Here is a 25,035-nt window from a genome sequence, read left to right on the forward strand (position 1 = left end):
ATCAAAATCAATTTTTTGAGTGGTGAACATAGTTGGTAGTAAGCATTACTCTGACTAAAAGCGGCTACGCGTCTACAGTACTTACTACCAAAGCATTCACGCTAATATGGCTAGCTACTAGTTAGTCGTATTAAATACAACATCAACCCAGTAGTTAGTTGACTGATAGGTGGAAGTTGGGAAGGCAGGAGTGGCGCTATAAGTATAAACACCATTGGGTCCACTCTCTCCATTACGCAGAGCATGTAGTGGTGGTTTATCCACACCGGAGTTGGCAAAGTACCCTACATCTTGAGAGTAGCGTCCAACAGTGGTGTGGTAAGAGGCTACGTAGACTGTATTGGCGGTAATTGCCACAGGTGTAGCAAAGTTCACCTGTTGCCAACCAGAGGCAGTTTCGTTGGTAAATGTCGCCCGTGCTAGTTCTTGACCGCTACTAGTCCACAAGACACCGACGTGGGTGCCAGTATTTTGTGGTCCCTTGTAGAAACGAATCCCAGTAATGTTGCCATTGACATCAGAGCGGAACTTCACACCCAAATTCACTGCTGACGAGTCATTTTCTGTGATTAACGCAGGAGTCGCCGAGTCATCCCAGATGCTCACTGATGATGTGTTAGTTGTAGTGAACGACCAAGTGTAGTTTTGTGCGAGGGCATTACCTGCCTGATCTTTGACTCCAGTCGTGCCGCCTTTGATAGTGGCTGTATAGGTAGTAGAAATTGCTAGTGTACTGCTCGGTGTCAGTGTAGCTGTGTTGCTTGCCGCATCATAGGTGACGGTGCCGGTTACTAATGTGTTGTTTGGGTCACGCAACTCAAAGTTGCTAGTGCTTATTGTTGCAGCATCCATTGCCTCACTGAAAGTGGCTTTAACAGTGGTGCTGATGTTGACTCCTGTGGCACTATTGGTTGGAGTTGTGGAAGCAACCGTTGGCGGAGTTATGTCTGAACCCGTAACGGTGGTGAAGGCTACATCAACCCAGTAGTTAGTTGACTGATAGCTGCTGGTTGGGAAGCCACTAGTACCATATTTATAAACGCCGTTGCCACCACTCACCCCATTACGTAGGGCGTGTAATGGTTCATTGTCAACTCCAGAACTAGCAAAGTAATTGTTGTTAAGGGCGTATCTGCCATTAGGGGCATAATAGGACGCCACGTAAACAGTATTGGCTGTAATGGGTACAGGATTCGCAAAGTTAACCTGCTGCCAACCAGAAGCTGTCTCGTTGGTAAAGGTCGCGGTTGCCAACTTTTGTCCACTACTACTCCATAGAGTGCCTGTATGCGTACCTGTATTGGTACTCCCTTTATAGAACCGAATACCCGTTATGTAGCCGTTGAGATCGGAGCGGAATTTAACGCCCAATTCTACGGCATTAGGATCGCTAGCTGATGGATTCGCTGGTGTTGTGGAACTACTCCAGATGGTACATTCTTGCTGAGAACAAGGTACTGCCGCTGTAGTAAAAGACCAAGTAAAATTCCCTGCCAAGCTATTTCCAACCAGATCTTTGACACGCGGATCGGTTGTTCCACCTTTGAGAGTGGCAGTATAGGTGGTGTTAGCTGTCAAGATGGCATTGGGTTTCAGCATTGCAGTGCGAGTTCCCGCATCATAGGTGATGGTAGCGGCAACGAGCACATTTGACGGATCCCGCAATTCAAAAGTATTGCTGTTAATTGTTGTTGGATCGATCGCCTCGTCAAATATAGCTGTGATGCTTGTTCCGACACTCACATTTGTCGCTGCGTTGGCTGGAGATGTGGAACTAACTGTCGGAGCTGTTGTATCCGGGATGTATGTAGCAACGTAGGAACCAGCGTCGCCGGAGAAGATGGCATACTCAACACCTTTGATTGCCGTTATTGTAGCGGTGACCGAGCTGCCATCACGCCTAATGCTGTTGATATCGAGGATGCCGTTGGCAGAGCGGGTAGGCAACATTGCCTGCAAACCATTTGCACCTGTTCCTTTGTTAATACTGAAGTTCAGGGTGTTGTTACTCCACGACAGTGAGTCGAAGGAGGAAGTATTACGACCGTCGAGCCAGGTCAGCAACTGGCGAGCAGAGATAACCGGGACACTACGGGTTTTTGCAGAGTTAACGACTGCATCGGACACTGATGAGTTGACGCCATCAGTATGAGCGTTAACATCGAAAACACCGTAATAACCCTCTGAACCCAGCGCTTTATCAAGTAGAGTGTCGATGTTATAAGGGTATGACTGCCCCGACTCATCGGTTAACTGTGTATTAGCCTCATAAACATCAATGACGCTCCCATCTTGCTTTGCTAATCGCATTGGCATGCCACTGCCGGTGAAGAATCCCGGACGGTTTTGAACCCAGCTAGGTGGCCAGTAGTAGTAGGTAGTATTGAGCCGCATCCCTTTGCTTACTTCCACTTCTGGTGTGGTAGACCAGTCACTCCACACTAGGCAGTGCTGCCTTTGGGTTGCCGGAGCAGGTAAGCTAGGGAACTTAGTGCTAAAGTTATTCAGTTGCTGTGTGTATAAAGACTCAAGTGAAGAAGGCGTAAAATTTCTACAGCCGGTATCGAGATGCAACGAAATTTCAAAGCCATCTGCATTGTAGGTAGCTGCTGTGGCATCATTAAACGGTACACCGGTATATACGTATGATGTACCCCGAATACACTCCCAATTGTCTACTGAACAACCAGCTGGGCTCTGGGCTTTAAATTGGTCAAAACGACCTATGGTACCTCCATTCGCATGATCGTCGCCTGTCATCAGTACAACCGCTTTTTTACCGCGTGGGAAGTACCAGAAGCGGGGTAGCGGTTTCTTAGCCTTGTTTATTTCGATAATCAAATTTGCCAGCAGTCGCTGTTGTTCATCAGCTTGGGGAATAGCAACTTTATTCAGGTCTACCCAGTCTGACTGCGGGTCGAAACTGGCGTTGCCGAAATACAAGTCATCTGAACGAATAGGTGAGAACCCATCACGTTCCTGACCAGCCCAAGCAGGATTACCCTGGCGCGTATAAACTATTGAACGCGCTAAGTCGTAGGTAAAGGCGGCAGCATGACCGCCATTGCTGCCTATGCTACGCAACGTTACAGCTGGGTTGGTAGTTGCTGTTGTCGCGTTTGTGTAAAGGTTTGCCAGACTGGAAGCACCGTTCAGATTGTAGCGATCGGCAGTTCCGTGAAACTGGATAGTCTGGTTTACAAGACCATTACCAGAAGCTTTTGAAGTGTCTATAAGCAAATAGGCATTTGAAAGTGTGCTTCCTGCATCGGCTAGCCCAAGTAAACTAGCAAGCTGCTTGTCAGGGCGCATTGCGATCAGATTGCCACCACCATTTACCCAATCGCTGAACATTGTCACCTGATTAGGGGTGAGTGCCATCTCAGCGAGAATGATAACATCATAGTTGCCTAGTGTCGCTGCCGAAACAGATGAAATATCGCTGACGTTGAAGTAGTTAAGCCCTTCATTTCGTAGAATCTCGGCGTAATATTCACCAAAGCGGTTGGAAGAACTAGTTACAACTAAGATTGGTCCACCTGGAGGTGATGGTATAGAGGCAATGAGTGTCCTATCAACAGGACTAATAGTGTCTTCCTTAACCGAAGCATTGGGTTTCTCGATTTTCAGACTCTTTTGTTTTCCTGGTTGTTCGCTTTTCTGTTTAGCAGGTAAGTTTAGGGCCTTTTTCTGTTGACCCTTTGCTAGATCAAACACGATGACATCACCTTCTATTCCTGCACTGGCTAAGGTGTTAGGATCTGTCGGATTAAAGGCAAGTGCGGTAATCAACTTTTTATTTCCTTGGAGAGAGCCGCGTGGTCTACCACTTGGCACTTCCCACAAGAAAACTTTGTTGTCATCACCCGCACCTGCCAAGATTTTTCCATCCGTGCTAAAGGCAACCGTCCTTACCCGTTTGGTAGGACCGCGAAGAATTTGGAGTTGCATACCTTTGTCTGCATCCCAAAGTCGGACGCTACCATCTGCGCTTGCACTTGCTATTAACTTTTCATCAGGACTGATAGCTACTCCAGTAACTTCATCAGAGTGTCCTAGTAGAGTTTGAATTTGTCTACCAGTCGTTACGTCCCAGATGATAATACGTTGATCTTTGCTTCCACTAACCAAAGTTCTACCATTAGAACCAAAGGCGAGGCTGTTGACAAAGTCAAGGTGTCCTTCTAACAGTCGAAGCAGCTTGCTAGATTTCTCATCCCACAAGGCGATACGGCTATCTTCACCTCCACTCGCTAGAATACTGCCGTCTGGGTTAGTAGCGATCGCCCTGGTTGGATTTTCGTGTCCCCGAAGGATCTTAGTTTCTTTTCCAGCGCCTACGTCCCAAACTCGGACAACGCTATCCCTAGCTACACTTGCCACTTTGTTTTTATCTTTCGGGTTGAAGACGACTCCAGTAACAGGTAAATCCTCTTCTTCTGATGACAAGGTTTTACTCACTGTTCCGGTCGCTACATCAAACACCACTACCCGACCATCTTCAACTCCACTCGCTAGAGAACTACCATCCGAACTAAAGGCGATCGCCCCAACTCTATTCGGATTCTTGGATGTGTCTTGAGCTACTGTATAACTTACGATTTGATCGAGGAAGAATACCAGTAGCAAACTACAACAAAATATGGATATGTATTTTAAAAATCGCCTCATGGTTTCATATCCTTTCAGCCTTTTTATTCTTTTGGTTTCAGTAAAAGATGCTGCTACTAGCAGTTGTTAGCTGTTATTAGCCGTACTTTTTGGGCTTTTGACCAGTAGCAAAATATTCGCAAGCAACACAAGCAGGGCTAGCATGTTGTCAATAAGCATTGCTTAACCCACTTCAAGGTCATCTCAATTTTTTGATTAGAAATAGGCAAATAAATATGTAAATCTTTTTTATCGCTTATGATACGAGAATCAGTAGCTCTAAGTTGATTTACATAATCATTTATTGCCACCTACTGAGTTTATCTCTATGATTTAAGCCGAGTCTCAAGATAAATTATAAAGTCAAGGTAGTCAAATTTACTTATTTTTTTTTTTGAAGGTGTGATTAAGTTGCCAAAAATTTTTCCTCAAACGTAAATTTTTGTTTAAACCCACTGGTGATGGATATGACGTCAGCATTGCTGTGAGAGCCAAGCATTTTAGTGCTTTAAATCAAGTTAAAATGGTGGCTACAAACCCAGCTTAAGGTGACAGATGCGAGAATTTTGAATGAGAAGTAAAAATTGCAGTTGAGTCAATAAAGCTTATACTGTGACCTAAAGAGAATTATTAGTCAAAATTATTATCAAAGTCCTGCTTCTGACCGTTGCCGACGACGCCTAAGACATTCATGCGAGACATTTGCAGGCTATCTAAAGCTCGCTTCAGTACTGAGGAGTCAGTTTTATCTATCCTTACCACTAGCAAAATCCCATCTGTATGAGGTGCCAACAGGCTGGCATCAGCTAGTCCAGGTAAGGAAGGTGCGTCATAAATCACTAAATCATAGGTTTGATGGAAATCTTCCATCAGTCGTTTTACCTTTTCGGACGAAAGCAACTTTGTGGGGTCAGGTGGTATAGGACCAGCAGTAAGAATAGAAAGCTGGCTCATAAAAGATGCTGGTCGGACTGCCTCCATCACGGGTAAGTTTGTAGAAATTAAATTACTTAATCCCCACGAATTATTTAAGTCTGATAAGGAGTGAATTACAGGTTGGCGCAGGTTGGCATCTACAAGTAATACTCGTTGCCCCATTGCACAAGCTATCTCAGCTAAGTGAAATGCGACTGTAGATTTACCGTCTCCTGACATAGCTGAACTAATCACTATAGAACGAATAGGGCGATCGCTGCTGAGTAGTTGAATATTTGTGTAAAGTACGCGTAAAGCTTCCAAAAACTTAGTGCTATAGCAGCTGGAGTTGCGATCGCGTATTGCAAGCGAATCAGTAATGTTTCTTGGCAGTAAATCGGGTATTGCCCCTATAGAAATTTTTCGTTTGGATGTACGATATTGACTATTTTGGAGTTGCTTTTCAAATGGTATTGTTCCTAACAAAGGTAGTTTTATCTTCTTCAAGGCATTGATACTATGGTAAGTACTATCCATTTTTTCTAGCAGTAAGGCCACACCAACTCCTAAGACTATACTTGCCATGAATCCCGATATGAGATTACGTCTGATATCCACACCTGCAGGAGTTTCAGGTTTGCTAGGTGCTTGAATTAACTGCCAAGGCAGTTCTGTCTGAGCTACTTGAATTTGCAGGGTTTCGCGGGTCGTGAGAAAACGATTCAAGCTCTCAGTAGCAACTTGTAAGTTCCTTTGCAACTCAGTGTGTTGCCGTGTTAAAACAGGCAATTGCTTGCGCTTTTGTTCAAGAATCGCTTCTGCTTTGGCAAGTTCTTGACTCTGCACTTCCAAAGCCTGGACTTGAATCGCTGACTCTGCAAGTTTTACATCCATAAAGCGCTGTGCCTCTTGGTGTAGCAACAGCAAAAGGTTTTCCCGTTTCTTCTTCAAAGATACAATAGTTGGATTTTCTTCGTGTAAACGAGTTAACTCTAAGGCTATTTGAACATCTAATTGGCGTAACTGACCAAATAACTGTTGGTACATGCTTGCATTATTCAGCGCTGCTAGTTCTCCCTCTTTTCCCTGCAACTTGGCTAAATTATTGCGAGCTATAGCTAACTGCTCATCAATTGCTTGTCTTTGCCCAGATAAAGTAATGGCTTGATTCACAACTTGCTTTGCTTGGCTGTCTGGATCGACAAAGTCGTATTCTTGTCGGAAAAATTGCATCTGTTTTTGGAGCTGATCAACCCGCCTCTGCATCAATAGCAGTTGTTCTTCAACAAACTTTAGAGCCTGGCGCAAGCTGGTTTGCCGCTTTTCTAGGCTGTATTTTAAGTAAGCCTTAGCAATTTGGTCTAGTACAATTTTCACTCTACTAGGATCGTTACTTTGATAGCGAACTTCTAGAATCTTGGTTTCACCCAGACGAGTAATAGTTAAAGAATTGATCAGATCGCTATAGCTAATATCTGGATAGGAGTTTTGCAACCGCCTGACAATGCTTGTCATTAGTTCTGGGCTTTTGAGAACCTGTATCTGACTTTCGTAATCTAGACCAGGCGTCTTAGATGAACTAGAGTCTTGACGAGAGTCCAGACCCGGCAGTTTGCTCTCATAATTGAGAGGTTCCACCAAAAGCCGAAAACTACTTTCATATACAGGTTGCTGCTTCAGGGATGAATACACTACAACTGACATCACAAAAGTGGTTATCCCAGCTATGACTAGTGCTCGCCGCCTAATAACGCCAAGAAAATCTCGTAAGCTCCAATCATCTCCTTGATCTTCAGACAAAGGAAATGCTTGAGAATGAATAAATTGCTGCGGTGTAAAGCTCCGATTCCGATCAGAACTTGAGGGTTGATAAGAATGATTATCCATAAATAAATTTCTAAAAATTCGGGAACCACCCAGGCAGAATTTTATATAACGCTTTGATGCGATTGGGATAGGAATATAACCGCAATCATTGGCAAAACACAAACTTTAGTAAAACTTAATTATATGCTTGTTAGTCAATCGTACCTGATAGCTAGTTTGAACGGAACAATAATAATTACATTATTGTGATTAGCAAAGTATATCATTGGTTTCTATACTCATGTACTACTTTGCTCAAGCTTAACTAGCTACTTAGTACAGTTTACTGAAAATAAACTAAAGATTTTTTTAACTAATTATTTTGTTGCCTCTGACGATAATTTTTAACTGAAGCTCTTACACCTCAAATCCTCTTTTATGACTTTTGCTACTGCTGTAATTTTGTCTACGATACCACAATAGAAAAACCCTTCTCCTTACAAAACCGAGATATATCGAAATATTTTTGATAGATGGCATCAGACTTGCAAAGGTTGAATCAGTATTTTTTATTCAACCAGAGTGATAAAAGAGGACTAGAGGATATGTATTTATCAATCAAGCTATTACGCATCTCATTTGCTTACCTTGAATGTTATGGACAAGTAAATGCTAACAGTTATTTTGATTGTATAGTAAAAATAATAACATATTTTTTACCAAGTTAAGTATTTATATGTGTAAAAAAGATCGAGCTTTAAGCTTGATTTACGACTTTCTAGAAAATAAATGTATTATTTATTACCTTAAATTTAAAGTAGTAAATATAACAATCTTCCTGGAAATTTTTTAATATAAAAATTAATTTGAAACATGCTAATATACACATGCGGATAGGTCTTATAGCAAAAAACTATCTAAAGAATGATGTTGAATAATGTAAAATATGAATCAATACACATGTTCTCTAGAGCCTTGAGGAGAAAGAAATGAAAGCGGCGGCTACCTAGCTGGTATCTGCTGCTATGAACAGAGAGAAGTATCGTCAACCTCTCTAAAATGAATCAAATGCAGTACAAGAAATAAACTGTCAATTTGTGAGTAATTTATGGTTACATGTGTGAATTCCTGCACCCTTGACAACTTCACATACCAACTTGTGTTTATTCAAGTTGGTGCGCCTTGCTAATGTAGCCAGAGAATCAACAGAGACTTCTTTATGCCTTAGGAAACTCCTGCATAGTTGGAAACTCATATATTGCTGGGAGTGGATAAAATACGATCTATTGTCCAGACCTTATTTCCTCCATTAGCGACTTGAAGAAGTTCAGCGTCATTCGCTCATATACAGTATAGAGCGATGATACCGAATAGTTTTTATGTAGAGACATGCCAGCTTGTTGGAGCTTACTTTTGAAAACAAAAGATATATCCATGCTTGAATGAAAGCTGAATAAGGATTTTTGGCTGACAATTGTTGGCTTCCACTTAAGCTTCAGGTTGTTTCATGTTTATCTGTTTCTCCGGTAAACCCCTACATCAACTCATAAATTATTTCTGAGGCGATCTGTTTTTTTGCTTGGCACTACTCGTCACAATTTTAAGTGCTTATGAATCGAAATTAAAGGAAAGTTAACTTGATAATGTAATGAACAAGCTTAATTTCTATACATTTGTAAACTAAGAAAATAGTGTAATGACTTGGGAGGATAAGTACCGATGAAAGCATTTATATAAATAACTTTTGTAAAAACAAAAACCTTTATCCTAACTTCACGATTTTTATCAAGTTTTCTTGTCAATTTCTCATAAATACTTTTATTGATGGCTCTTGTATTGGTGAAAATAATGTCAGCAATATTTAATTTTTAAAGATTTCTTGAAGCACAAGTAAAATGCTTGTTTTTTTGTAGAAAGCAGACTAATTTACGTTTTAAAATTCACATAACTCGATCTACGCGAAAATACTTGTATACCTTTGATGAAAGTAATTCTCTTCTTTTTTCCATTTTAGTTTATCAATCTGAAGACGCAAGCCAAGACTATTCACATTGCCCTGTATTGCCTATATCTACTAATTGAATACATTGATTAGCAAAGATAAATTTTGCATACCAGTTAATTAGTAACTTAAACAGCAACAACGGCGTCTGGAAAATATTTGTACAGGATAGAGCCGATGACACTCAGTGAATGGATGAATCAAAAATTATCTCAATCTAGCTCTACTCGTTTAGAAGCTAAAAGCCAGCAGGTACTGGAAACTGATAAGGCCATAAAATTGTCTGTAATTACTCAGTTTTTTCCTCCAGATTACGCTGCTACGGGACAGCTGATCGAAGAACTGGTGAGACAACTAGGACAGGAAGGGGTAGATATTGAAGTTTTCACAAGTCAGCCAGGATATGCATTTAAATCTTCCAATGCTCCAGCAATTGAAAAATTGGGTCGAGTGCGAGTGCAGCGATCGCGTACCGCCCAACTTTGGCCGGGACGAATTCGTGGCAAGGCAGTCAATGGAGTTCTGTTTACCTTGCGTGCTGCACTTCATCTGCTCAGAAACGGCCGTCGCTACAATATCTTGTTACTGACTACAGCACCACCATTTTTACCAATCTTGGGATATCTGGCTTATGCTTTGTTCTGGCTTCCTTATGTCTGCATACTCTATGACCTTTATCCAGATATTGCGATCGCCCTCAAAGTAATCCCAGCAGACCATTGGCTAGCAAGATTTTGGCGGAGGCTTAATCGGCTAGTTTGGCAAAAAGCCAGAGCGATCGTAGTTCTCAGCCCTGCTATGAAACTGCGAGTGATTGCTACTTGCCCGCAGGTAGCGGATAAAGTTTTTGTAATTCACAGTTGGGGAGATCCCGATTTGATTGTACCCATTGCCAAGCAAGAAAACTGGTTTGCTTGGAAGTATAACTTGGTTAATAAATTTACCGTACTCTACTCCGGTAACATGGGTCGCTGTCATGACATGGATACCATCTTGGAAGCAGCGAAACTACTGCAAGATGAGCCAATTCAATTTGTGTTTGTCGGTGGTGGAGCAAAAAGCGAGGAGTTAATTAAGCAGGTAAATCGACTAGGACTAAAAAATTTCATATTTTTGCCTTATCAAGATAAAGAAGTACTGCCCTATTCCTTAACAGCTGGCGATCTGTCTCTAGTTAGTGTTGATGCAGGTATGGAGAGTTTGGTTGCTCCTAGTAAGCTTTACCCAGTTTTAGCAGCCGCAAGACCAGTGGCAGTAATTTGTTCGCAGTATTCATACCTAAGACAAATGATTACAGATGCTAATTGTGGCGACACATTTGAAAATGGAGATAGTCATAGTTTGGCTGAGTTTATTCGCTTACTCAGTCAAGATCGGGAACTAGCTAAGCGCATGGGTAGGTCAGGTCGTCAGTACATGCGAGCACATTTCACGCCTGAGATCATATCTCAACAATATCTGGATGTTTTGCAAAAAAGCATTTACTTCGATAAATGGAATCAAAAGTAAAGAATGCCTAAAATCGGAGGTATTTACTGTTTACAATAGCATTATTACAGATGGATAAATCTTTGGTTCAAATGCAATTAGAGATAAAAAACTTGTAATTTAATGTTTTTGATTTTGTGTTTGAACTGTATCTTTTTTGAGCAAGAATCAAAATTTTTAAGGATATATTTTATTGGCTTATGGAGAATTAAATATTATGTAAACTGAATTGTGAAAAATTTATGCTCGGGACATAAATAGTTTGCTGTTAGCCACTATAACCCTTGTATTAAAGCATTTTCATTACTTATATGCATCATTTTAAAAATGTTTTGATTGAATTTCATGCAGCAAAAAAATGATGGAATAAATCGAGATAATATGATGTATAATAATTAATGAACGTACAAAATACTCAGTTAATTCGTTCACAAATTGGATGATTTGGCAATTGCAATCATAAAAACTTAATAAACATTTAAAATACAAGTAGTTGATTGTCAACGAGCTTGTCAGTTTTCCCAAACTAAATAATTGGGTTTCTGTAAATCTTATAGATTTGGTTTTGAATTAGGAGCTGGGCTTCGATGGTCTTTTGATCTCAGTCCCTCCAACGTAACCTTCTAACTGATGTAGGAGGCCGAAGTGCACAGAAGGTGCGATTGTAATAGGAAACGCTCAAAACGGCGAGCAATATACTGTCCAATACATAGATGCTATCTCGATAGTGTCAGTCAGAAATATCAACCATATGCCGATCGCGCAGGACAATTGCAGCAAAGAGGTATACCTCGACGAAATGCATTGATGTTGGTAGCGACTCAAACAACAGTTCCGCTAGAGGGAGAATGGATAGAAGCTTTTTGGTGCGAACAGTGTCAGCAAACAAAGTGGTATCACGTCTGCAAGGGTGAAAATAATACCTACGAAGTCAGGCAAGTACCTCCAGACCTATGGCAATACGCCATGGGAGCAATCGATTCTGAAGGGAATCCTTCAGTAGGGGAATTTACTCGCAGACATGCGCGACTAGTTGGCTTTAACGGTATCAAGGGTTTTCAATTTATAGGATAAATCAATTTGTTGTTTTTTGGTAGGAATGAAGCATTTGATGGTAAGTATTCATCATCAAACTGATGAATAGTCCTCCAAATGCTTCGCCCGTACTGTTTGTTGTACCCTGCACTCTCAGCACGTAGCCACTTGGGTGTAGGGTAGCCGAGTAAAGCACACAGCAGTCGCTACAACGGAGGAAACTTCCGTAAGGCGCTGCCTCAGTCTATAGGACAACCAACTACTGTACGAGCGGGTTTAGACATGACAATAGTGGACTTCAATGACGAAATATTTATTAAAACCCACCCCTACCAACCACCAACTACCAACAAATAACTACCGTTTATGAATAATCAAGAGATAGCCTCCCACCAAGAACTGGTAATTGAGGCAGGACATAGCGAGCGCCAGTATTGGCGAGACCTTTGGCGCTATCGGGAACTGTTTTATTTTCTGGCTTGGCGAGATATTTTAGTGCGCTACAAGCAAACAGCAATTGGTATTGCTTGGGCACTGATTAGACCATTTTTAACAATGGTAGTGTTCACAGTGGTATTCGGCAATATAGCCAAGTTGCCTTCGGGGGGTGTACCGTATCCGATTTTGGTATTTGCAGCCATGTTGCCTTGGCAGTTTTTCGCCAATTCCCTGACTGAGTGCAGTAACAGTTTAGTTACCAATGCCAACTTGATTTCTAAAGTTTACTTTCCCAGGTTGATTGTACCCACTAGTGCAGTAATTGTCAGCTTTGTGGACTTCATGATTTCTGGCATGATTCTGCTGGGGTTAATGGCATGGTACAACTTTGTACCAAGCTGGCGAATTCTGACGCTACCAGTGTTCATCTTGATTGCGTTTGCAGCAGCTATAGGTGCTGGGCTTTGGTTTGCAGCACTAAATGTTGAATATCGGGATTTTCGTTACGTTGTGCCATTTATTGTGCAGTTTGGCTTGTATATATCCCCTGTCGGCTTTAGTAGCAGTGTTGTGCCACCGCAGTGGCGTTTGCTTTATTCTTTGAACCCAATGGTAAGTGTTATCGATGGTTTTCGCTGGGCAATTTTAGGCGGAGAGTCAAAACTTGACTTGCCTGGATTTACCTTATCGCTAGGAATAGTTACATTTTTACTAGTAACTGGCATTTGGTACTTCCGCAAAATGGAACGGACATTTGCTGACGTAATTTAGGAAGGATCTGTGCAGATGTCTGAGAGTATCATTCGGGTAGAGAATTTAGGCAAAAAATATATCATTGCTCACCAACGGGAGAATGCAAGCCGCTATCAGTACAAGGCGCTACGGGATGTAATAGCCAATGGAGCTAAGTCACTCACTAAAAACTTATTCAAACCTGCCGGTAAAATCGTGCCCAACCCAACCCGGGAAGAATTTTGGGCATTAAAAGATGTTTCTTTTGAGATTAAGCAGGGTGAAGCCATTGGTGTGATTGGACGCAATGGTGCAGGTAAATCGACGCTTTTAAAAGTTTTGAGCCGTATCACCGAACCAACGCAAGGACGTATAGCTATCAAAGGCCGGGTAGCAAGTCTACTAGAGGTAGGAACAGGATTCCACCCAGAACTAACGGGGCGAGAGAATATCTACCTCAACGGTTCTATCATGGGGATGAGTAAGGCTGAGATTAAGAAGAAATTTGATGAAATTATAGCCTTTGCCGAAGTAGAAAAATTTTTAGACACACCAGTAAAGCGCTATTCTTCTGGAATGTACGTGCGTCTTGCCTTTTCTGTCGCCGCTCACCTAGAGCCAGAGATTTTGATTGTAGATGAAGTGCTAGCAGTAGGCGACTCCGCATTTCAAAAGAAATGCTTGGGAAAAATGGGGGATGTCGCAACCAAAGAAGGACGGACAGTCTTGTTCGTTAGCCATAGCATGCAAGCAATAGCTCAACTCACAAAGCGTTGCATACTGCTTTCTAAAGGTAATGTTCAGTTTGATGGCAATACTGACAAAGCAGTGCGGTTATATCTTGCTGGGCAAAAAGATGATTCCGAGCAAGCTGCTTATTACCAAGCTGCTGTAAACAAAACAGGCAACCACGTGCTTTGGGCACGTGTGCATACTTCCGAAGGACAAGGAATCCATTGCTGGGGTGAACCGATTACTTTTGAGTTTGCCCTACACGTGACTAAACCCCATGAAAGCCTGTGGTTCTCTTTTCAAGTAATAAGTGAGTTTCAACAACCTATTTGTATTTTCTGGTTTTACGATCCCCAAGCTCCGTTTCGCCGAGAGCCAGGGACATTTATTCTTCGATGTGAGATCCCAAAATTTAGGCTCTACATGGGTTCATACACCTTAACAACATGGTTTTCCGAGCGTCGCAGCAGTACTTTGTTAGAAAACCTCAAGGATATTTGCCCTTTTGAAGTCTCCATGCACAGTATTGAACGAGAAGAGTATCAATGGCAACGTGATGAATGTACGTATCTAGAAGATGCTGTTTGGAAAACAGTGGAGAAATATTAATTTCAACTTAAGTGAAAAAGGGAGATAAATAATGGCAGTAAATGATGATGTTAAGTTTGGCAGCAATGTGAAAATATTTCATCCCAATCTTGTCAACCTCTACGGTTGCACGATTGGTGATGGAACCAAGATTGGTACATTTGTAGAGATCCAGAAAAATGTCAGTGTAGGAAGTCGGTGTAAAATTTCATCACACAGCTTTCTGTGTGAGGGCGTCATTATTGAAGATGAAGTGTTTATTGGTCATGGTGTTATGTTTACTAATGACCTTTATCCACATGCTACTAATGAAGATGGCAGTTTAAAAACAGATGCTGACTGGTATGTGGTCAAGACGCGAGTGAAACGCTGTGCCTCAATTGGCAGTAATGCTACCATCCTGCCTGGGGTGATAATTGGAGAAAAAGCCATAGTCGGAGCTGGAGCAGTAGTGACTGATGATGTTCCCGATCATGCAATTGTAGTAGGAGTACCTGCTCGTGTCATCGGCGATGTACGCGATATTCGCACCTCATCCCCAGAAATGACAGCTAGCGGTTGTAGCTAAGCGATTCGGAAATACCATACGGGCAGTGTAGCAATTCATTTCCCAACTCAGCAATCTCAAAAAAAGATTAAAGATACAATTAATACCAAGCTTGAAATGCTAAGGAGTGTATTAAAGTTTGGAGATGAGTAAAAATTATTACATTTTCGCCCTGACACCGGAGCCTGATCAATTCAAAACAAGCCTTTAATTTGGTTATGGAAACCATTTACCAACACTCTTACCGATCGCGTAACCAATTCAAACATAGCTAGTTGAAAACATTCGCCCAGATCGTCACCCCACCAAATCTTTGTACTCCTAAGCCAAAGTGGTGGAAGGAGGGTGAGGAATTTTTATGAATACCATATCAAACGAAATTTATGTAATTTTCGATTTTCCTACCAGGAGCAACTGTAACTTGAGTAGCAGCTGATGCCAACAGCGATATTCGTAACCCTATAGGTTTCAAAAATGACAACTAGCGGCTTGTATTTGGTCATGTTGAGTGCTGGATTGACTGTGACAGCTAATATCTTGTTGCGAATTGGAATAGTTCGCGCTGGTGGATTGGGGGGGAATCCAACTGAACTGCTAAATTCTTTACTTCGCTTAGTGAGTCAACCATGTTTCGACATCGGTTTTTTATTGTATGGCTTAGCCAGCCTTGTATGGTTCCGAGTCATTTCTACTGAGCCACTTAATGTTGCATATCCACTCTTAGTCAGCATGACGTTCGTTTTGGTTACATTAGGTGCCACAGTTGTGTTTCATGAATCAATGTCGTTTCGACAGCTAGTTGGCTTGGCTGTAGTTCTAACCGGAATAATTCTTATTAGTGGGAAGTGATGGGAAACCTTATGAATATCGGTGTAATCGGTTATGGTTACTGGGGTCCGAATCTGGTCAGAAATTTTGCTGATATTCCAGGAGCGGAAGTAAGAACGGTCAGCGATTTTAAACCAGAACTCTTGGCCAAAGCACAGGCAAGATATCCAAAGATAAATGTGACGACAGATTGTCGAGACATATTTACAGACCCAAATATTGATGCTGTGGCAATCGCCACTCCAGTTTCCACTCACTTCGACTTGGCTTTAGCAGCATTGCAGGCTGGTAAGCACGTACTGGTAGAGAAACCAATGACTGTCTCATCAGAGCAAGCAATGCGGCTGATTGACGAAGCAGAACGACGTAATCTAGTGCTGATGGTGGATCACACCTTTGTCTACACCGGTGCGGTACGCAAAATGCAGGATTTAGTAGTCAATGGAATTTTAGGCGATATTTATTACTACGATTCTGTGCGCGTCAATCTAGGACTTTTCCAGCACGATGTTAACGTCATCTGGGATTTGGCAGTCCACGACCTGTCAATTTTAGACTATGTATTGCCATCCCAGCCTTATGCAGTTTCGGCAACAGGGATGAGCCACGTTCCCGGAGAGCCAGAAAACATCGCCTATTTGACCTTATTCTTTGAAGGCAACTTGATTGCTCATATCCATGTCAACTGGCTGGCACCTGTGAAAGTCCGCCGCACGCTGATAGGTGGTAGTCAAAAAATGATCGTTTACGATGACTTAGAACCTAGTGAAAAAGTCAAGATTTACGACAAAGGCATTACACTTAATGGCAATAATTCTGCTGAAAAGGTGTACCAAATGCTGATTGGTTACCGCACAGGCGATATGTGGTCACCCCATTTAGACGTGACAGAAGCACTGCGAACAGAAGGATTGCACTTTATTAATTGCATTGAAAAAGGCGATCGCCCCATCACTGATGGAGAAGCAGGACTGCGTGTAGTAAGGATTCTTGAAGCTGCTACCCAGTCAATTAAGCAGCACGGTCGATTAGTTGAACTTAACTTAGCAGAGGTAGCAGCGTGATTCCATTTGTAGACTTGAAAACTCAGTACTTAAGCATCAAAGACGAAATTGATACTGCTGTTTGGAAAGTACTGGATAGTACGCAATTTGTCTTGGGGAATGAAGTAACAGCTTTTGAGGAAGAATTTGCTGCATACTGCGATGCTGATTATGGTATTGCCGTCAATACAGGTACTAGCGCCCTCCACCTAGCACTGCTGGCAGCTGGCATTGGCCCCGGTGACGAAGTGATTACCGTACCTTTTACCTTTGTTGCCACCGTAGCAGCAATTGATTATACAGGTGCTAAGGCTGTTTTCGTAGATATTGACCCTACTTCCTACACGATAGATGTCACCCAAATTGAAAAAACCATAACTGAACGGACTAAAGCTATCCTGCCCGTACATTTGTACGGTCAACCAGCTGACATGGAACCAATTCTAGAAATTGCTCGCCGTTATGGTTTGACTGTAATAGAAGATGCCGCTCAAGCTCACCGAGCTGAGTATAAGGGGCGGCGAATAGGTAGCATTGGTGACATAGGCTGTTTCAGTTTTTACCCTGGTAAGAATTTAGGAGCTTATGGTGAGGGAGGCATAGTAGTAACAAGTAATCCAGAGTACGCCCGTACTATGCGAATGCTGCGCGACTGGGGACAAGAACGCAAATATCACCATGTTCTCAAGGGCTACAACTACCGTATGGATGGCATACAGGGAGCGATATTGCGGGTGAAGTTGCGCCATTTAGACAAGTGGACTGATGTGCGGAGGTCACATGCGGCTTTGTACGACAAACTCCTAGCAAACTCTGGGGTAACAACTCCTACAGTTATGCCCTACAGCCATCACGTATACCATATATATGCTGTGCGATCGCCCCAACGGGATGCACTGCAACAAAAGCTACACGAGCAGGGCATTCAAACAGGCATTCATTATCCCATTCCCGTACATTTGCTGGCAGCCTATCAAGGCTTGGGATACAAGGCTGGAGATTTTCCCAATTCCGAACTAGTAGCAAGTGAAGAGCTATCACTGCCGATGTGTGCAGAACTCTCTGAAGCACAGATCGCAACTGTGAGTGAGAGCGTAAAAGAGGGCATCAAAGCCCTATAAGTTTTTTGTCAATGTGTTTGATATTTATACTCTAGAGGCGACAGGGGCGTTTTATGCCTAATGTTTTAGAACAGTATGGCTATCTATGGCCGCGCACCAGTTTGCAGACATTACCAAATTGGCAAACTATAGAGGACAAACGTGTCTTTGTACGCGAACTGCCGGAAAGCTTAGAAGAACTATCCCTTGATAGTCGATGGCCTGGGTTTTTTCCTTCGCCAATTTGTTTTGTGACCACCGCTGATGGTACCCAAGTTGCCTTAGAAAAGGTCGTGGGAGCTTCAATCGTAAATCGGTTCCCCTATGTTTTGGCTCTCAGTTTTTGTACCAAAGAGTTATCAGAACGGCACCATATCCGACGTGCCTTTACTGATATGCTCGAAAGCAGCGGTAGCGTGGCTGTGCAATTTTTGCCTCCGGGTGAGGAACTGGACAGGGCAATGAATGCCATTACCAGCGTACCCGAAGAAAAGACTTACTCGCGAATAGCTTATTCGGGATTATCAACACGCAAAGCGTTGACAAATGACGCACCTGTTTTCGACTCCGCATACATGGTGTACGAGGCCAAACTGGTTAAGCCTGGTAAGGACTTTGAAGGTCAGTCGATTTATTCGCAACCTTGGGTTGATGTTGGTAGCCACAGAATTTATTTTCTAGAAATCAATGCGATTCAACTGCGACAAGACATAGCTGAAGGACGCAGTCAAATCCTCTGGCGCAGTCTTCCAGCTTGGAAACCGCAGCACGAACTCCAAGGGCCTGTGTTAGTGGAAGGAGATCCCGTTGAAGATGGCGGTTATAAGAAAGGATATACTCCCCATTATGCCTTTCCGTCGGCAGGCACAATTGCTTTTGAAGCCGATGCCGTTTTCCACGGCATGGCAGTGAAGTACCTTCCTCCCCTACCCGAAGACCAAGTAGAAGTGGATAACGACAGGGCCCGTTGGCCTTGTTTCTTTCCCTCCTCCGCTGGCATGATCACTTCTTGGTCCCCAGAGGGATATCCCAACCTGATGCCTTGCGGTTCCACAACGATTGTTAGTCGGCATCCACTAGTCATAACGCCTTGCGTGTCTTACGCCAGAATCAACGAACGTTATGCTCCGCGCGTTAGTCTGGATATCATCCGCAAAACAGGTAAATTCGGTTGTGGGGTGCCTTTTATCAATGATGTTGTCATCAATGCGATCAGATACGCAGGCAACACTTCTCTCGCCAAAGACTCTCAAAAGATAGCACGGGCAGGATTAGAAGTAGAGCCTAATGAATGGGCACCAGTGTTACCCGCTTTGCCACTACACTTCGACTGTCAGGTGATTGGTGAGGTCACCCTAGGAACACACATCATGTTTTTGGGAGAGGTGCGTAGAATACAAGTCCGCGCCGATGTGACACCAGAAAATCCGATCGAGTGGTGTCCGTGGGCGGATGTGGTGCCATCAAAATAAGGGTAAAGGAAAGGGGAAAGTCAAGATTTATCCCTTTCTTGAATGCCATTCAAGGTTTGGGGAAATCATCTCTCATAGCATTTCAACAAACTTTTATACAGCAAAATACAGATGAGCAACTACTCTCCTGGTTTTAATCCGCGACGCTTAGTCACTTTGATGCAAGATGGAATTCAGCGATGTCAACTGCAACTGCATGGTGTGACTGTGCTAACTGAAGCCGCTACAGGAGCCTATGCAGTTACCCCTGTTTTAGCTGCAATGGCAGGTGCCGAAAAGGTCTTTGCTATCACTAGGAATAGCCGCTATGGGACAATTGAGCAGGCGATCGCCGAGACAAAGCAACTAGCCAACTTGGCAGGAGTAAGTCAAGCTATCGAATTTATTACCGAGAAAACCAAAGATATCGTCGCCCAAGCTGACATGATTACTAACGCTGGGCACGTGCGTCCCATAGATGCAGAGATGATTGCCTGGATGAAACCAACCGCAGTTATTCCCTTGATGTACGAGGCGTGGGAGTTTAGACCAGAGGATGTGGATCTGATCGCATGTCGCCAGCGAGGTATCAAGGTAGCAGGCATTAACGAACGCCATTCTGCTGTGGATGTATTCTCATTTCTGGGAATCATGGCTATTAAGTTATTACTTGATGCTGGTGTTGCTGTTTACACAAGCAACATTTTACTGTTGTGTGATAACCCTTTCAAACCATATATAGAACGCGGCCTCATAAATGCTGGTGCTAATTTAGACAGTGTTGCAAATATCCTGGAAGCACCCCAAAATAAAACCTACGATGCAATTTTGGTAGCTTTGCAACCACGACCCGAACCAGTACTATCTGTGACAGATGCAGCCGCGATCGCCAAGTATTGGCCAGGAGCAATAATTGCTCAGTACTGGGGAGATATTGAACGGTCTGCTTTCTTAGCTCATGACATACCGATCTGGCCAGAAGTAGCACCAAAACCTGGACATATGGGTATTCTGCCATCGGGAACTGGACCGGAAGCAGCTATTCGCTTAGCAACTGGTGGTTTGAAAGTAGGAGAAGTTTTGTTGCAGCCATCCTTGCAGTCAAACGATCCGGCGATGGAATTTGTGCAATTGCTGTGAAGGAAAGTGGTCAATGGCTAATGTACTTTTAATCGGTATCGGTACGACAACTGCTAGTGCCTTGTCATCTTTGCTAGCTAAGTGTAACGTTCAAGGGGTGGTTCGAGATGTAGACACCGCAACGAACTTTGACGACCCCGTTATTAGTCTGGCGCAAAAAGCGGGTATCCCGATATTTTCAGATATCTCGCAACAACAAATTAAATCCCTGATATTAAAATTCCAGCCGGATTGCGTGGTGGTTTCTTCCTATAACCGAATTCTGCCATCAGAACTGGTAGAACTGTCCAAATTTGTGAATGTCCATTATTCACCTCTACCCTATTACCGGGGTCGTGCCAATGTCAATTGGGCAATTATTAATGATGAACCTTGTGCAGGGATAACTATTCATGAGATCGCACCAGAACTGGATGGGGGAAACATTCTTTTTCAAGAATTAATTCCGATTCGTTTTGATGATACCGTAGCTGATATCTATGAAAGATTAAATGAAATTCAGCGGCAAAATTTAGGAGAGACGGTTATCCAAGTTGTAAATGGATATAAAGGAGTACCACAAAATCACGAAGAAGCTACCTATGGTTGTGCACGAACTCCAGAAGACGGAGAAATTAATTGGTCAGCTTCCACCAGAAATATATACTGTTTTATTCGAGCATTAGTCTCTCCTTTCCCTGGTGCTTATACATATTTTCATGGTAAAAAATTGGTGATTTGGCAGGCAAAGCCTGTTAGTAATTCCCCCTCTTATGTAGGACGCATTCCTGGTAGAGTTGTAGGCAGATCCAAATCAGCAGGGTATGTCGATGTTCTCACAGGCGATGGTGTCTTGAGAATTTTAGAAGTGCAATTAGAAGGAAGTGAAAAAACAGCAGCGGCAAATGTTATTAAGTCAACCAAAAGTACTTTAGGCTTACAAATGTCTGAATTACTTAATCGCATCCAAATTCTTGAACAGGAAATTGCAAGGCTAAAAGAAAATGCTAAATAACCGAGTATTAATTACAGGTGGCGCAGGTTTAGTTGGCTCCCATATTGCTGATTTGCTCGTGAAAGAAGGAGCCTCCGAGATAATTGTCCTGGATAACTTTACGCGGGGATGTCGCGAAAACTTAGCTTGGGCATTAGAACACGGGCCGGTCAAAATTGTTGAGGGTGATATCCGCGATTGCCAACTCTTAGCAGAAGTTATGCAAGATGTGGATGTGATCTTTCATCAAGCAGCAATCCGCATTACTCAATGTGCGGAAGAACCGCGTCTGGCTTTGGAAGTGTTGGCAGATGGCACTTTTAATATCTTGGAAGCTGCTGTCAAGGCTGGGGTGAAAAAGGTAGTAGCAGCATCGTCAGCCTCTATATATGGCATGGCGGAGGAGTTCCCCACTACTGAGTCGCATCACCCCTACAACAATCGCACTCTCTATGGTGCAGCAAAGACTTTTAATGAAGGATTGTTACGCAGCTTCTATGAAATGTACGGTCTGGACTATGTAGCATTACGCTATTTCAATGTCTACGGGCCGCGTATGGATATTTACGGTGTTTACACCGAAGTACTGATTCGCTGGATGGAGCGCATCACTGCCGGTCAACCACCACTAATTTTCGGCAATGGCAAGCAAACAATGGATTTTGTTTATATTGAAGATATTGCCAGAGCTAATATTTTGGCTGCCAAAGCTGATGTGACTGATGAAGTATTTAATGTTGCTAGTGGTGTGGAAAGCAGCTTGAATGACCTCGCCTATAGTTTGGTGAAGGTGATGGGATCGGATCTGAAGCCGGAATACGGACCTGAACGCAAAGTTAACCCCGTGCAGCGCCGACTAGCAGATGTCAGCAAAGCCAAGCAGTTGTTGGGTTTTGAGGCAGAGGTATCACTGGAAGAAGGGTTACGTCGGTTAGTTAATTGGTGGCGTGCACAAAAAGGGATAAAGGAAACAAGCAATGTCTGAGAAAATACAGAATGTTCCCTTTGCCAAACCCTGGATTGGAGAAGCAGAGGCTGAGGCTGTTGGGCGTGCAATTATGTCTGGCTGGGTTACTCAAGGTCCGGAAGTTGCTGCTTTTGAGCAAGAGTTTGCAGCTTGTGTGGGGGCAAAGTATGCCTGTGCTGTTTCTAATTGCACCACGGCATTACACCTGGCACTATTGGCTGTAGGGGTACACCCAGGAGATGAGGTGATAACTGTGAGTCACTCCTTTATTGCCACCGCTAACTGTATTCGCTACTGTGGCGCAACGCCAGTGTTTGTGGATATTGAACCGCAGACATATAATATCAACCCGATGTTAATCGAAGATGCGATTAGCGATCGCACTCGCGCCATTTTAGCAGTCCACCAAATGGGGATGCCTTGCGACCTCAAAACTATTTTGGAGATTGGTCGCAAATACTCCCTACCAGTGATTGAAGATGCAGCCTGTGCGATCGGCAGTGAAATTCTCTGGAATGGACAGTGGGAAAAAATCGGCAAGCCGCACGGGGATATAGCCTGCTTTTCTTTTCACCCCCGCAAGGTAATTACTACCGGCGATGGCGGTATGATTACCACAAACAATCCCGAATTGAATCAACAATTTCGTCTCAGGCGGCAACATGCAATGAGTGTCCCCGACAGCGTGCGTCATGGTTCAAAACAAGTTATTTTCGAGTCGTATCCGGTATTAGGTTACAACTACCGCATGACAGACATCCAAGCAGCACTTGGACGCGAACAACTCAAGCGCCTGCCGGAGATTGTGGAACGACGCCGTTACCTAGGAGACAGATATCATAAAAAGTTAGCAGATATACCAGGGCTAAAATTAGCTCAAGAGCCAACTTGGGCACGCAGTAACTGGCAGAGCTATTGTGTACGCTTACCAAATAAGTGCGATCAAAGGCAAGTAATGCAGTTTATGTTAGATCGAGGTGTAGCTACCCGACGCGGAGTTATGTGTGCCCATCGAGAAGAGGCTTATGCTGCAAAAGAATCTTGGAGTTGTGGTGTAGGTCTAGATGAGTGTCAATGCGGCCCTGGTACTTGTCAAAGACTAAAGGAAAGCGAATTGGCTCAGGATCAATGCATCATTTTGCCCATGTATCATCAACTGCATGAATCTGAGCAAGATCGAGTAGTTGCAGTTTTGTCTGAAGCTTGTAGAGAGTAAAAGACATGAGAGAATATCATACACAGTCTTTGCCAAGATATGAAGGCGAGCCAAAAAAATCTCTGCTATCAGTAGTCACTCCAGCCTACAATGAGGCTGACAATCTCCCTTTACTTTACGAACGGCTCTCTCAGGTACTAGATTCCCTCACCCTTGATTGGGAATGGATTATAGTGGACGATCATTCAGCCGATGATACTTTTGCAGCGATCGCAGATCTAGCCAAGCAAGATTCACGAGTTCATGGCATTCGCTTTTCCCGGAATTTTGGCTCCCATACAGCCATGACTTGTGGTCTACATTATGCCCAGGGTGATTGTGCTGTCATCATGGCAGCTGACCTTCAAGATCCACCAGAAACATTACCCGATCTATTGACAGAATGGCAGCGGGGGGCGCAAATAGTTTGGGCAGTGCGTAGGCGTCGTGTGGGCGAGAAGGCGAGTAAAGCGGGGTTCGCCCAGTTGTATTATTTCCTAATGCGTCATGTGGTTGGTATGAAACAAATGCCTGCTACTGGCGCTGATTTTTTCCTCGTTGACCGTCGGGTTATGGAAGCTCTGCGCTATTTCGGCGAAAGCAATGTGAGCATCATGGCTTTGATTACCTGGATGGGGTTTCGCCAAGCCTATATTGCCTATGACAGACGGGTGCGCCCACATGGACGTTCAGGCTGGAGTCTGGAGAAAAAACTTAAGCTGGTACTCGACTCACTAACCTCTTTTAGCTACCTACCCATTCGCTTGATGTCTTACATAGGGTTTATCGTTGCTCTGCTAGGTTTTATTTACGCTGGATTTGTAGTTGTAAATGCTATATTCGGTCATCCGACCCCAGGTTGGTCATCTCTAATGGTTGTAGTCTTAGTACTAGGCGGTATGCAAATGCTGATGATGGGAGGGTTAGGCGAATATCTATGGCGGGCGCTGGATGAATCACGACGCCGTCCACGTTATATCGTTGAAGCTACTACCAATATCCCAGGCGATCAAACTTACAACTCGTTACATATCTAAAGCTTTGCCACAGTGTTGCAAAATCCTGAGATGGGATGACTAGATGCGATCGCTAAATGTTTATTACCTTACTTTTGGTCATTATGAACAAAAGTTCAGGATAGCTTTATCCCACTAATAAGCAATGCCCTTGGCCAGAGTAGAAAAACTCGGTATTCCTTTTACAAACTTGTATGCTTTTATCTCCGAAATTCTGGGAAAACCGCACTATATTACCAAATTATCGCTTTTGGAGCGTATGGTTGATAGCAATCATTATAGTGTTTATAGTGCATTTGCTGACCCTAACTATTTCTCCGTCAATATGGGGCGATGAGATTCAAATAGTTGAATATGGTAGGCTAACTCTTGAATCGAATAGTGATTGG

General features: G+C 43.2%; 17 protein-coding genes. 15 read left to right on the forward strand and 2 right to left on the reverse strand.

Annotated elements, in window-relative coordinates; translation table 11 throughout:
- Positions 1 to 117: 117 nt before the first annotated feature.
- Both FIS9605_RS37190 and FIS9605_RS0115395 read right to left on the reverse strand, forming a co-directional pair.
- The gene (locus FIS9605_RS37190; protein ID WP_035139885.1) at positions 118 to 4,671 is read right to left on the reverse strand and encodes a DUF4082 domain-containing protein; all 4,554 of its coding nucleotides are present in this window, start codon (positions 4,669 to 4,671) and stop codon (positions 118 to 120) included.
- A gap of 609 nt (positions 4,672 to 5,280) precedes the next feature.
- Positions 5,281 to 7,452, reverse strand: a complete 2,172-nt coding sequence (locus FIS9605_RS0115395) for a GumC family protein (RefSeq protein ID WP_026733388.1) — start codon at positions 7,450 to 7,452, stop codon at positions 5,281 to 5,283.
- Positions 7,453 to 9,550: 2,098 nt separating this feature from the next.
- Between FIS9605_RS0115395 and FIS9605_RS0115400 the strand changes: the two genes are divergently transcribed.
- The 15 genes from FIS9605_RS0115400 (at position 9,551) to FIS9605_RS44085 (ending at position 24,983) form a co-directional block, all read left to right on the forward strand.
- Positions 9,551 to 10,882 (forward strand): glycosyltransferase family 4 protein, encoded by a 1,332-nt coding sequence (locus tag FIS9605_RS0115400; RefSeq protein WP_026733389.1) that lies wholly within the window; start codon positions 9,551 to 9,553, stop codon positions 10,880 to 10,882.
- A gap of 624 nt (positions 10,883 to 11,506) precedes the next feature.
- The gene (locus FIS9605_RS0115405) at positions 11,507 to 11,935 is read left to right on the forward strand and encodes a hypothetical protein (protein ID WP_026733390.1); all 429 of its coding nucleotides are present in this window, start codon (positions 11,507 to 11,509) and stop codon (positions 11,933 to 11,935) included.
- Between the two features lie 327 nt (positions 11,936 to 12,262).
- Positions 12,263 to 13,105 carry an ABC transporter permease gene (locus FIS9605_RS0115410; RefSeq protein WP_026733391.1) on the forward strand — a complete coding sequence of 281 codons (843 nt, stop codon included), beginning with the start codon at positions 12,263 to 12,265 and terminating at the stop codon, positions 13,103 to 13,105.
- 15 nt (positions 13,106 to 13,120) lie between these two features.
- Positions 13,121 to 14,407 (forward strand): ABC transporter ATP-binding protein, encoded by a 1,287-nt coding sequence (locus tag FIS9605_RS0115415; protein WP_026733392.1) that lies wholly within the window; start codon positions 13,121 to 13,123, stop codon positions 14,405 to 14,407.
- 31 nt (positions 14,408 to 14,438) lie between these two features.
- On the forward strand, positions 14,439 to 14,954 hold the full coding sequence (locus FIS9605_RS0115420; RefSeq protein WP_026733393.1) for an acyltransferase: 516 nt from the start codon (positions 14,439 to 14,441) through the stop codon (positions 14,952 to 14,954).
- Positions 14,955 to 15,407: 453 nt separating this feature from the next.
- Positions 15,408 to 15,782, forward strand: coding sequence for a hypothetical protein (locus FIS9605_RS0115425; RefSeq protein ID WP_026733394.1), 375 nt, complete (start codon positions 15,408 to 15,410; stop codon positions 15,780 to 15,782).
- Positions 15,782 to 16,825: a Gfo/Idh/MocA family protein gene (locus FIS9605_RS0115430; protein WP_026733395.1), complete on the forward strand. Its 1,044-nt coding sequence runs from the start codon at positions 15,782 to 15,784 to the stop codon at positions 16,823 to 16,825. The genes FIS9605_RS0115425 and FIS9605_RS0115430 overlap by 1 nt, the downstream gene beginning before the upstream one ends.
- Positions 16,822 to 17,925 carry a DegT/DnrJ/EryC1/StrS family aminotransferase gene (locus tag FIS9605_RS0115435; RefSeq protein WP_026733396.1) on the forward strand — a complete coding sequence of 368 codons (1,104 nt, stop codon included), beginning with the start codon at positions 16,822 to 16,824 and terminating at the stop codon, positions 17,923 to 17,925. The genes FIS9605_RS0115430 and FIS9605_RS0115435 overlap by 4 nt, the downstream gene beginning before the upstream one ends.
- A 53-nt stretch (positions 17,926 to 17,978) precedes the next feature.
- Positions 17,979 to 19,376: a flavin reductase gene (locus tag FIS9605_RS0115440; protein ID WP_026733397.1), complete on the forward strand. Its 1,398-nt coding sequence runs from the start codon at positions 17,979 to 17,981 to the stop codon at positions 19,374 to 19,376.
- A 111-nt stretch (positions 19,377 to 19,487) separates the two neighbouring features.
- The gene (locus tag FIS9605_RS0115445; protein ID WP_026733398.1) at positions 19,488 to 20,495 is read left to right on the forward strand and encodes a hypothetical protein; all 1,008 of its coding nucleotides are present in this window, start codon (positions 19,488 to 19,490) and stop codon (positions 20,493 to 20,495) included.
- A 13-nt stretch (positions 20,496 to 20,508) separates the two neighbouring features.
- Positions 20,509 to 21,489: a methionyl-tRNA formyltransferase gene (locus FIS9605_RS0115450; RefSeq protein WP_026733399.1), complete on the forward strand. Its 981-nt coding sequence runs from the start codon at positions 20,509 to 20,511 to the stop codon at positions 21,487 to 21,489.
- Positions 21,479 to 22,453 carry an SDR family NAD(P)-dependent oxidoreductase gene (locus FIS9605_RS0115455; protein ID WP_026733400.1) on the forward strand — a complete coding sequence of 325 codons (975 nt, stop codon included), beginning with the start codon at positions 21,479 to 21,481 and terminating at the stop codon, positions 22,451 to 22,453. The genes FIS9605_RS0115450 and FIS9605_RS0115455 overlap by 11 nt, the downstream gene beginning before the upstream one ends.
- A complete protein-coding gene (locus FIS9605_RS0115460; RefSeq protein ID WP_026733401.1) occupies positions 22,446 to 23,651 on the forward strand; it encodes a DegT/DnrJ/EryC1/StrS family aminotransferase in 1,206 nt (401 codons plus the stop codon). The genes FIS9605_RS0115455 and FIS9605_RS0115460 overlap by 8 nt, the downstream gene beginning before the upstream one ends.
- Positions 23,652 to 23,656: 5 nt before the next feature.
- On the forward strand, positions 23,657 to 24,667 hold the full coding sequence (locus FIS9605_RS0115465; RefSeq protein ID WP_051470035.1) for a glycosyltransferase family 2 protein: 1,011 nt from the start codon (positions 23,657 to 23,659) through the stop codon (positions 24,665 to 24,667).
- Positions 24,668 to 24,791: 124 nt separating this feature from the next.
- Positions 24,792 to 24,983 (forward strand): hypothetical protein, encoded by a 192-nt coding sequence (locus FIS9605_RS44085; protein WP_197036063.1) that lies wholly within the window; start codon positions 24,792 to 24,794, stop codon positions 24,981 to 24,983.
- Positions 24,984 to 25,035 lie beyond the last annotated feature (52 nt).

This window comes from Fischerella sp. PCC 9605 (assembly GCF_000517105.1).
GTDB lineage: Bacteria > Cyanobacteriota > Cyanobacteriia > Cyanobacteriales > Nostocaceae > PCC9605.

Coding starts and splice junctions, on each gene's coding strand:
- FIS9605_RS44085 (WP_197036063.1), top strand. CDS start 24,792: ATGCCCTTGGCCAGAGTAGAAAAACTCGGTATTCCTTTTACAAACTTG.
- FIS9605_RS0115455 (WP_026733400.1), top strand. CDS start 21,479: ATGCTAAATAACCGAGTATTAATTACAGGTGGCGCAGGTTTAGTTGGC.
- FIS9605_RS0115425 (WP_026733394.1), top strand. CDS start 15,408: ATGACAACTAGCGGCTTGTATTTGGTCATGTTGAGTGCTGGATTGACT.
- FIS9605_RS0115400 (WP_026733389.1), top strand. CDS start 9,551: ATGACACTCAGTGAATGGATGAATCAAAAATTATCTCAATCTAGCTCT.
- FIS9605_RS0115440 (WP_026733397.1), top strand. CDS start 17,979: ATGCCTAATGTTTTAGAACAGTATGGCTATCTATGGCCGCGCACCAGT.
- FIS9605_RS0115445 (WP_026733398.1), top strand. CDS start 19,488: ATGAGCAACTACTCTCCTGGTTTTAATCCGCGACGCTTAGTCACTTTG.
- FIS9605_RS0115395 (WP_026733388.1), bottom strand. CDS start 7,452: ATGGATAATCATTCTTATCAACCCTCAAGTTCTGATCGGAATCGGAGC.
- FIS9605_RS0115450 (WP_026733399.1), top strand. CDS start 20,509: ATGGCTAATGTACTTTTAATCGGTATCGGTACGACAACTGCTAGTGCC.
- FIS9605_RS0115460 (WP_026733401.1), top strand. CDS start 22,446: ATGTCTGAGAAAATACAGAATGTTCCCTTTGCCAAACCCTGGATTGGA.
- FIS9605_RS0115430 (WP_026733395.1), top strand. CDS start 15,782: ATGGGAAACCTTATGAATATCGGTGTAATCGGTTATGGTTACTGGGGT.
- FIS9605_RS37190 (WP_035139885.1), bottom strand. CDS start 4,671: ATGAGGCGATTTTTAAAATACATATCCATATTTTGTTGTAGTTTGCTA.
- FIS9605_RS0115410 (WP_026733391.1), top strand. CDS start 12,263: ATGAATAATCAAGAGATAGCCTCCCACCAAGAACTGGTAATTGAGGCA.
- FIS9605_RS0115465 (WP_051470035.1), top strand. CDS start 23,657: ATGAGAGAATATCATACACAGTCTTTGCCAAGATATGAAGGCGAGCCA.
- FIS9605_RS0115415 (WP_026733392.1), top strand. CDS start 13,121: ATGTCTGAGAGTATCATTCGGGTAGAGAATTTAGGCAAAAAATATATC.
- FIS9605_RS0115420 (WP_026733393.1), top strand. CDS start 14,439: ATGGCAGTAAATGATGATGTTAAGTTTGGCAGCAATGTGAAAATATTT.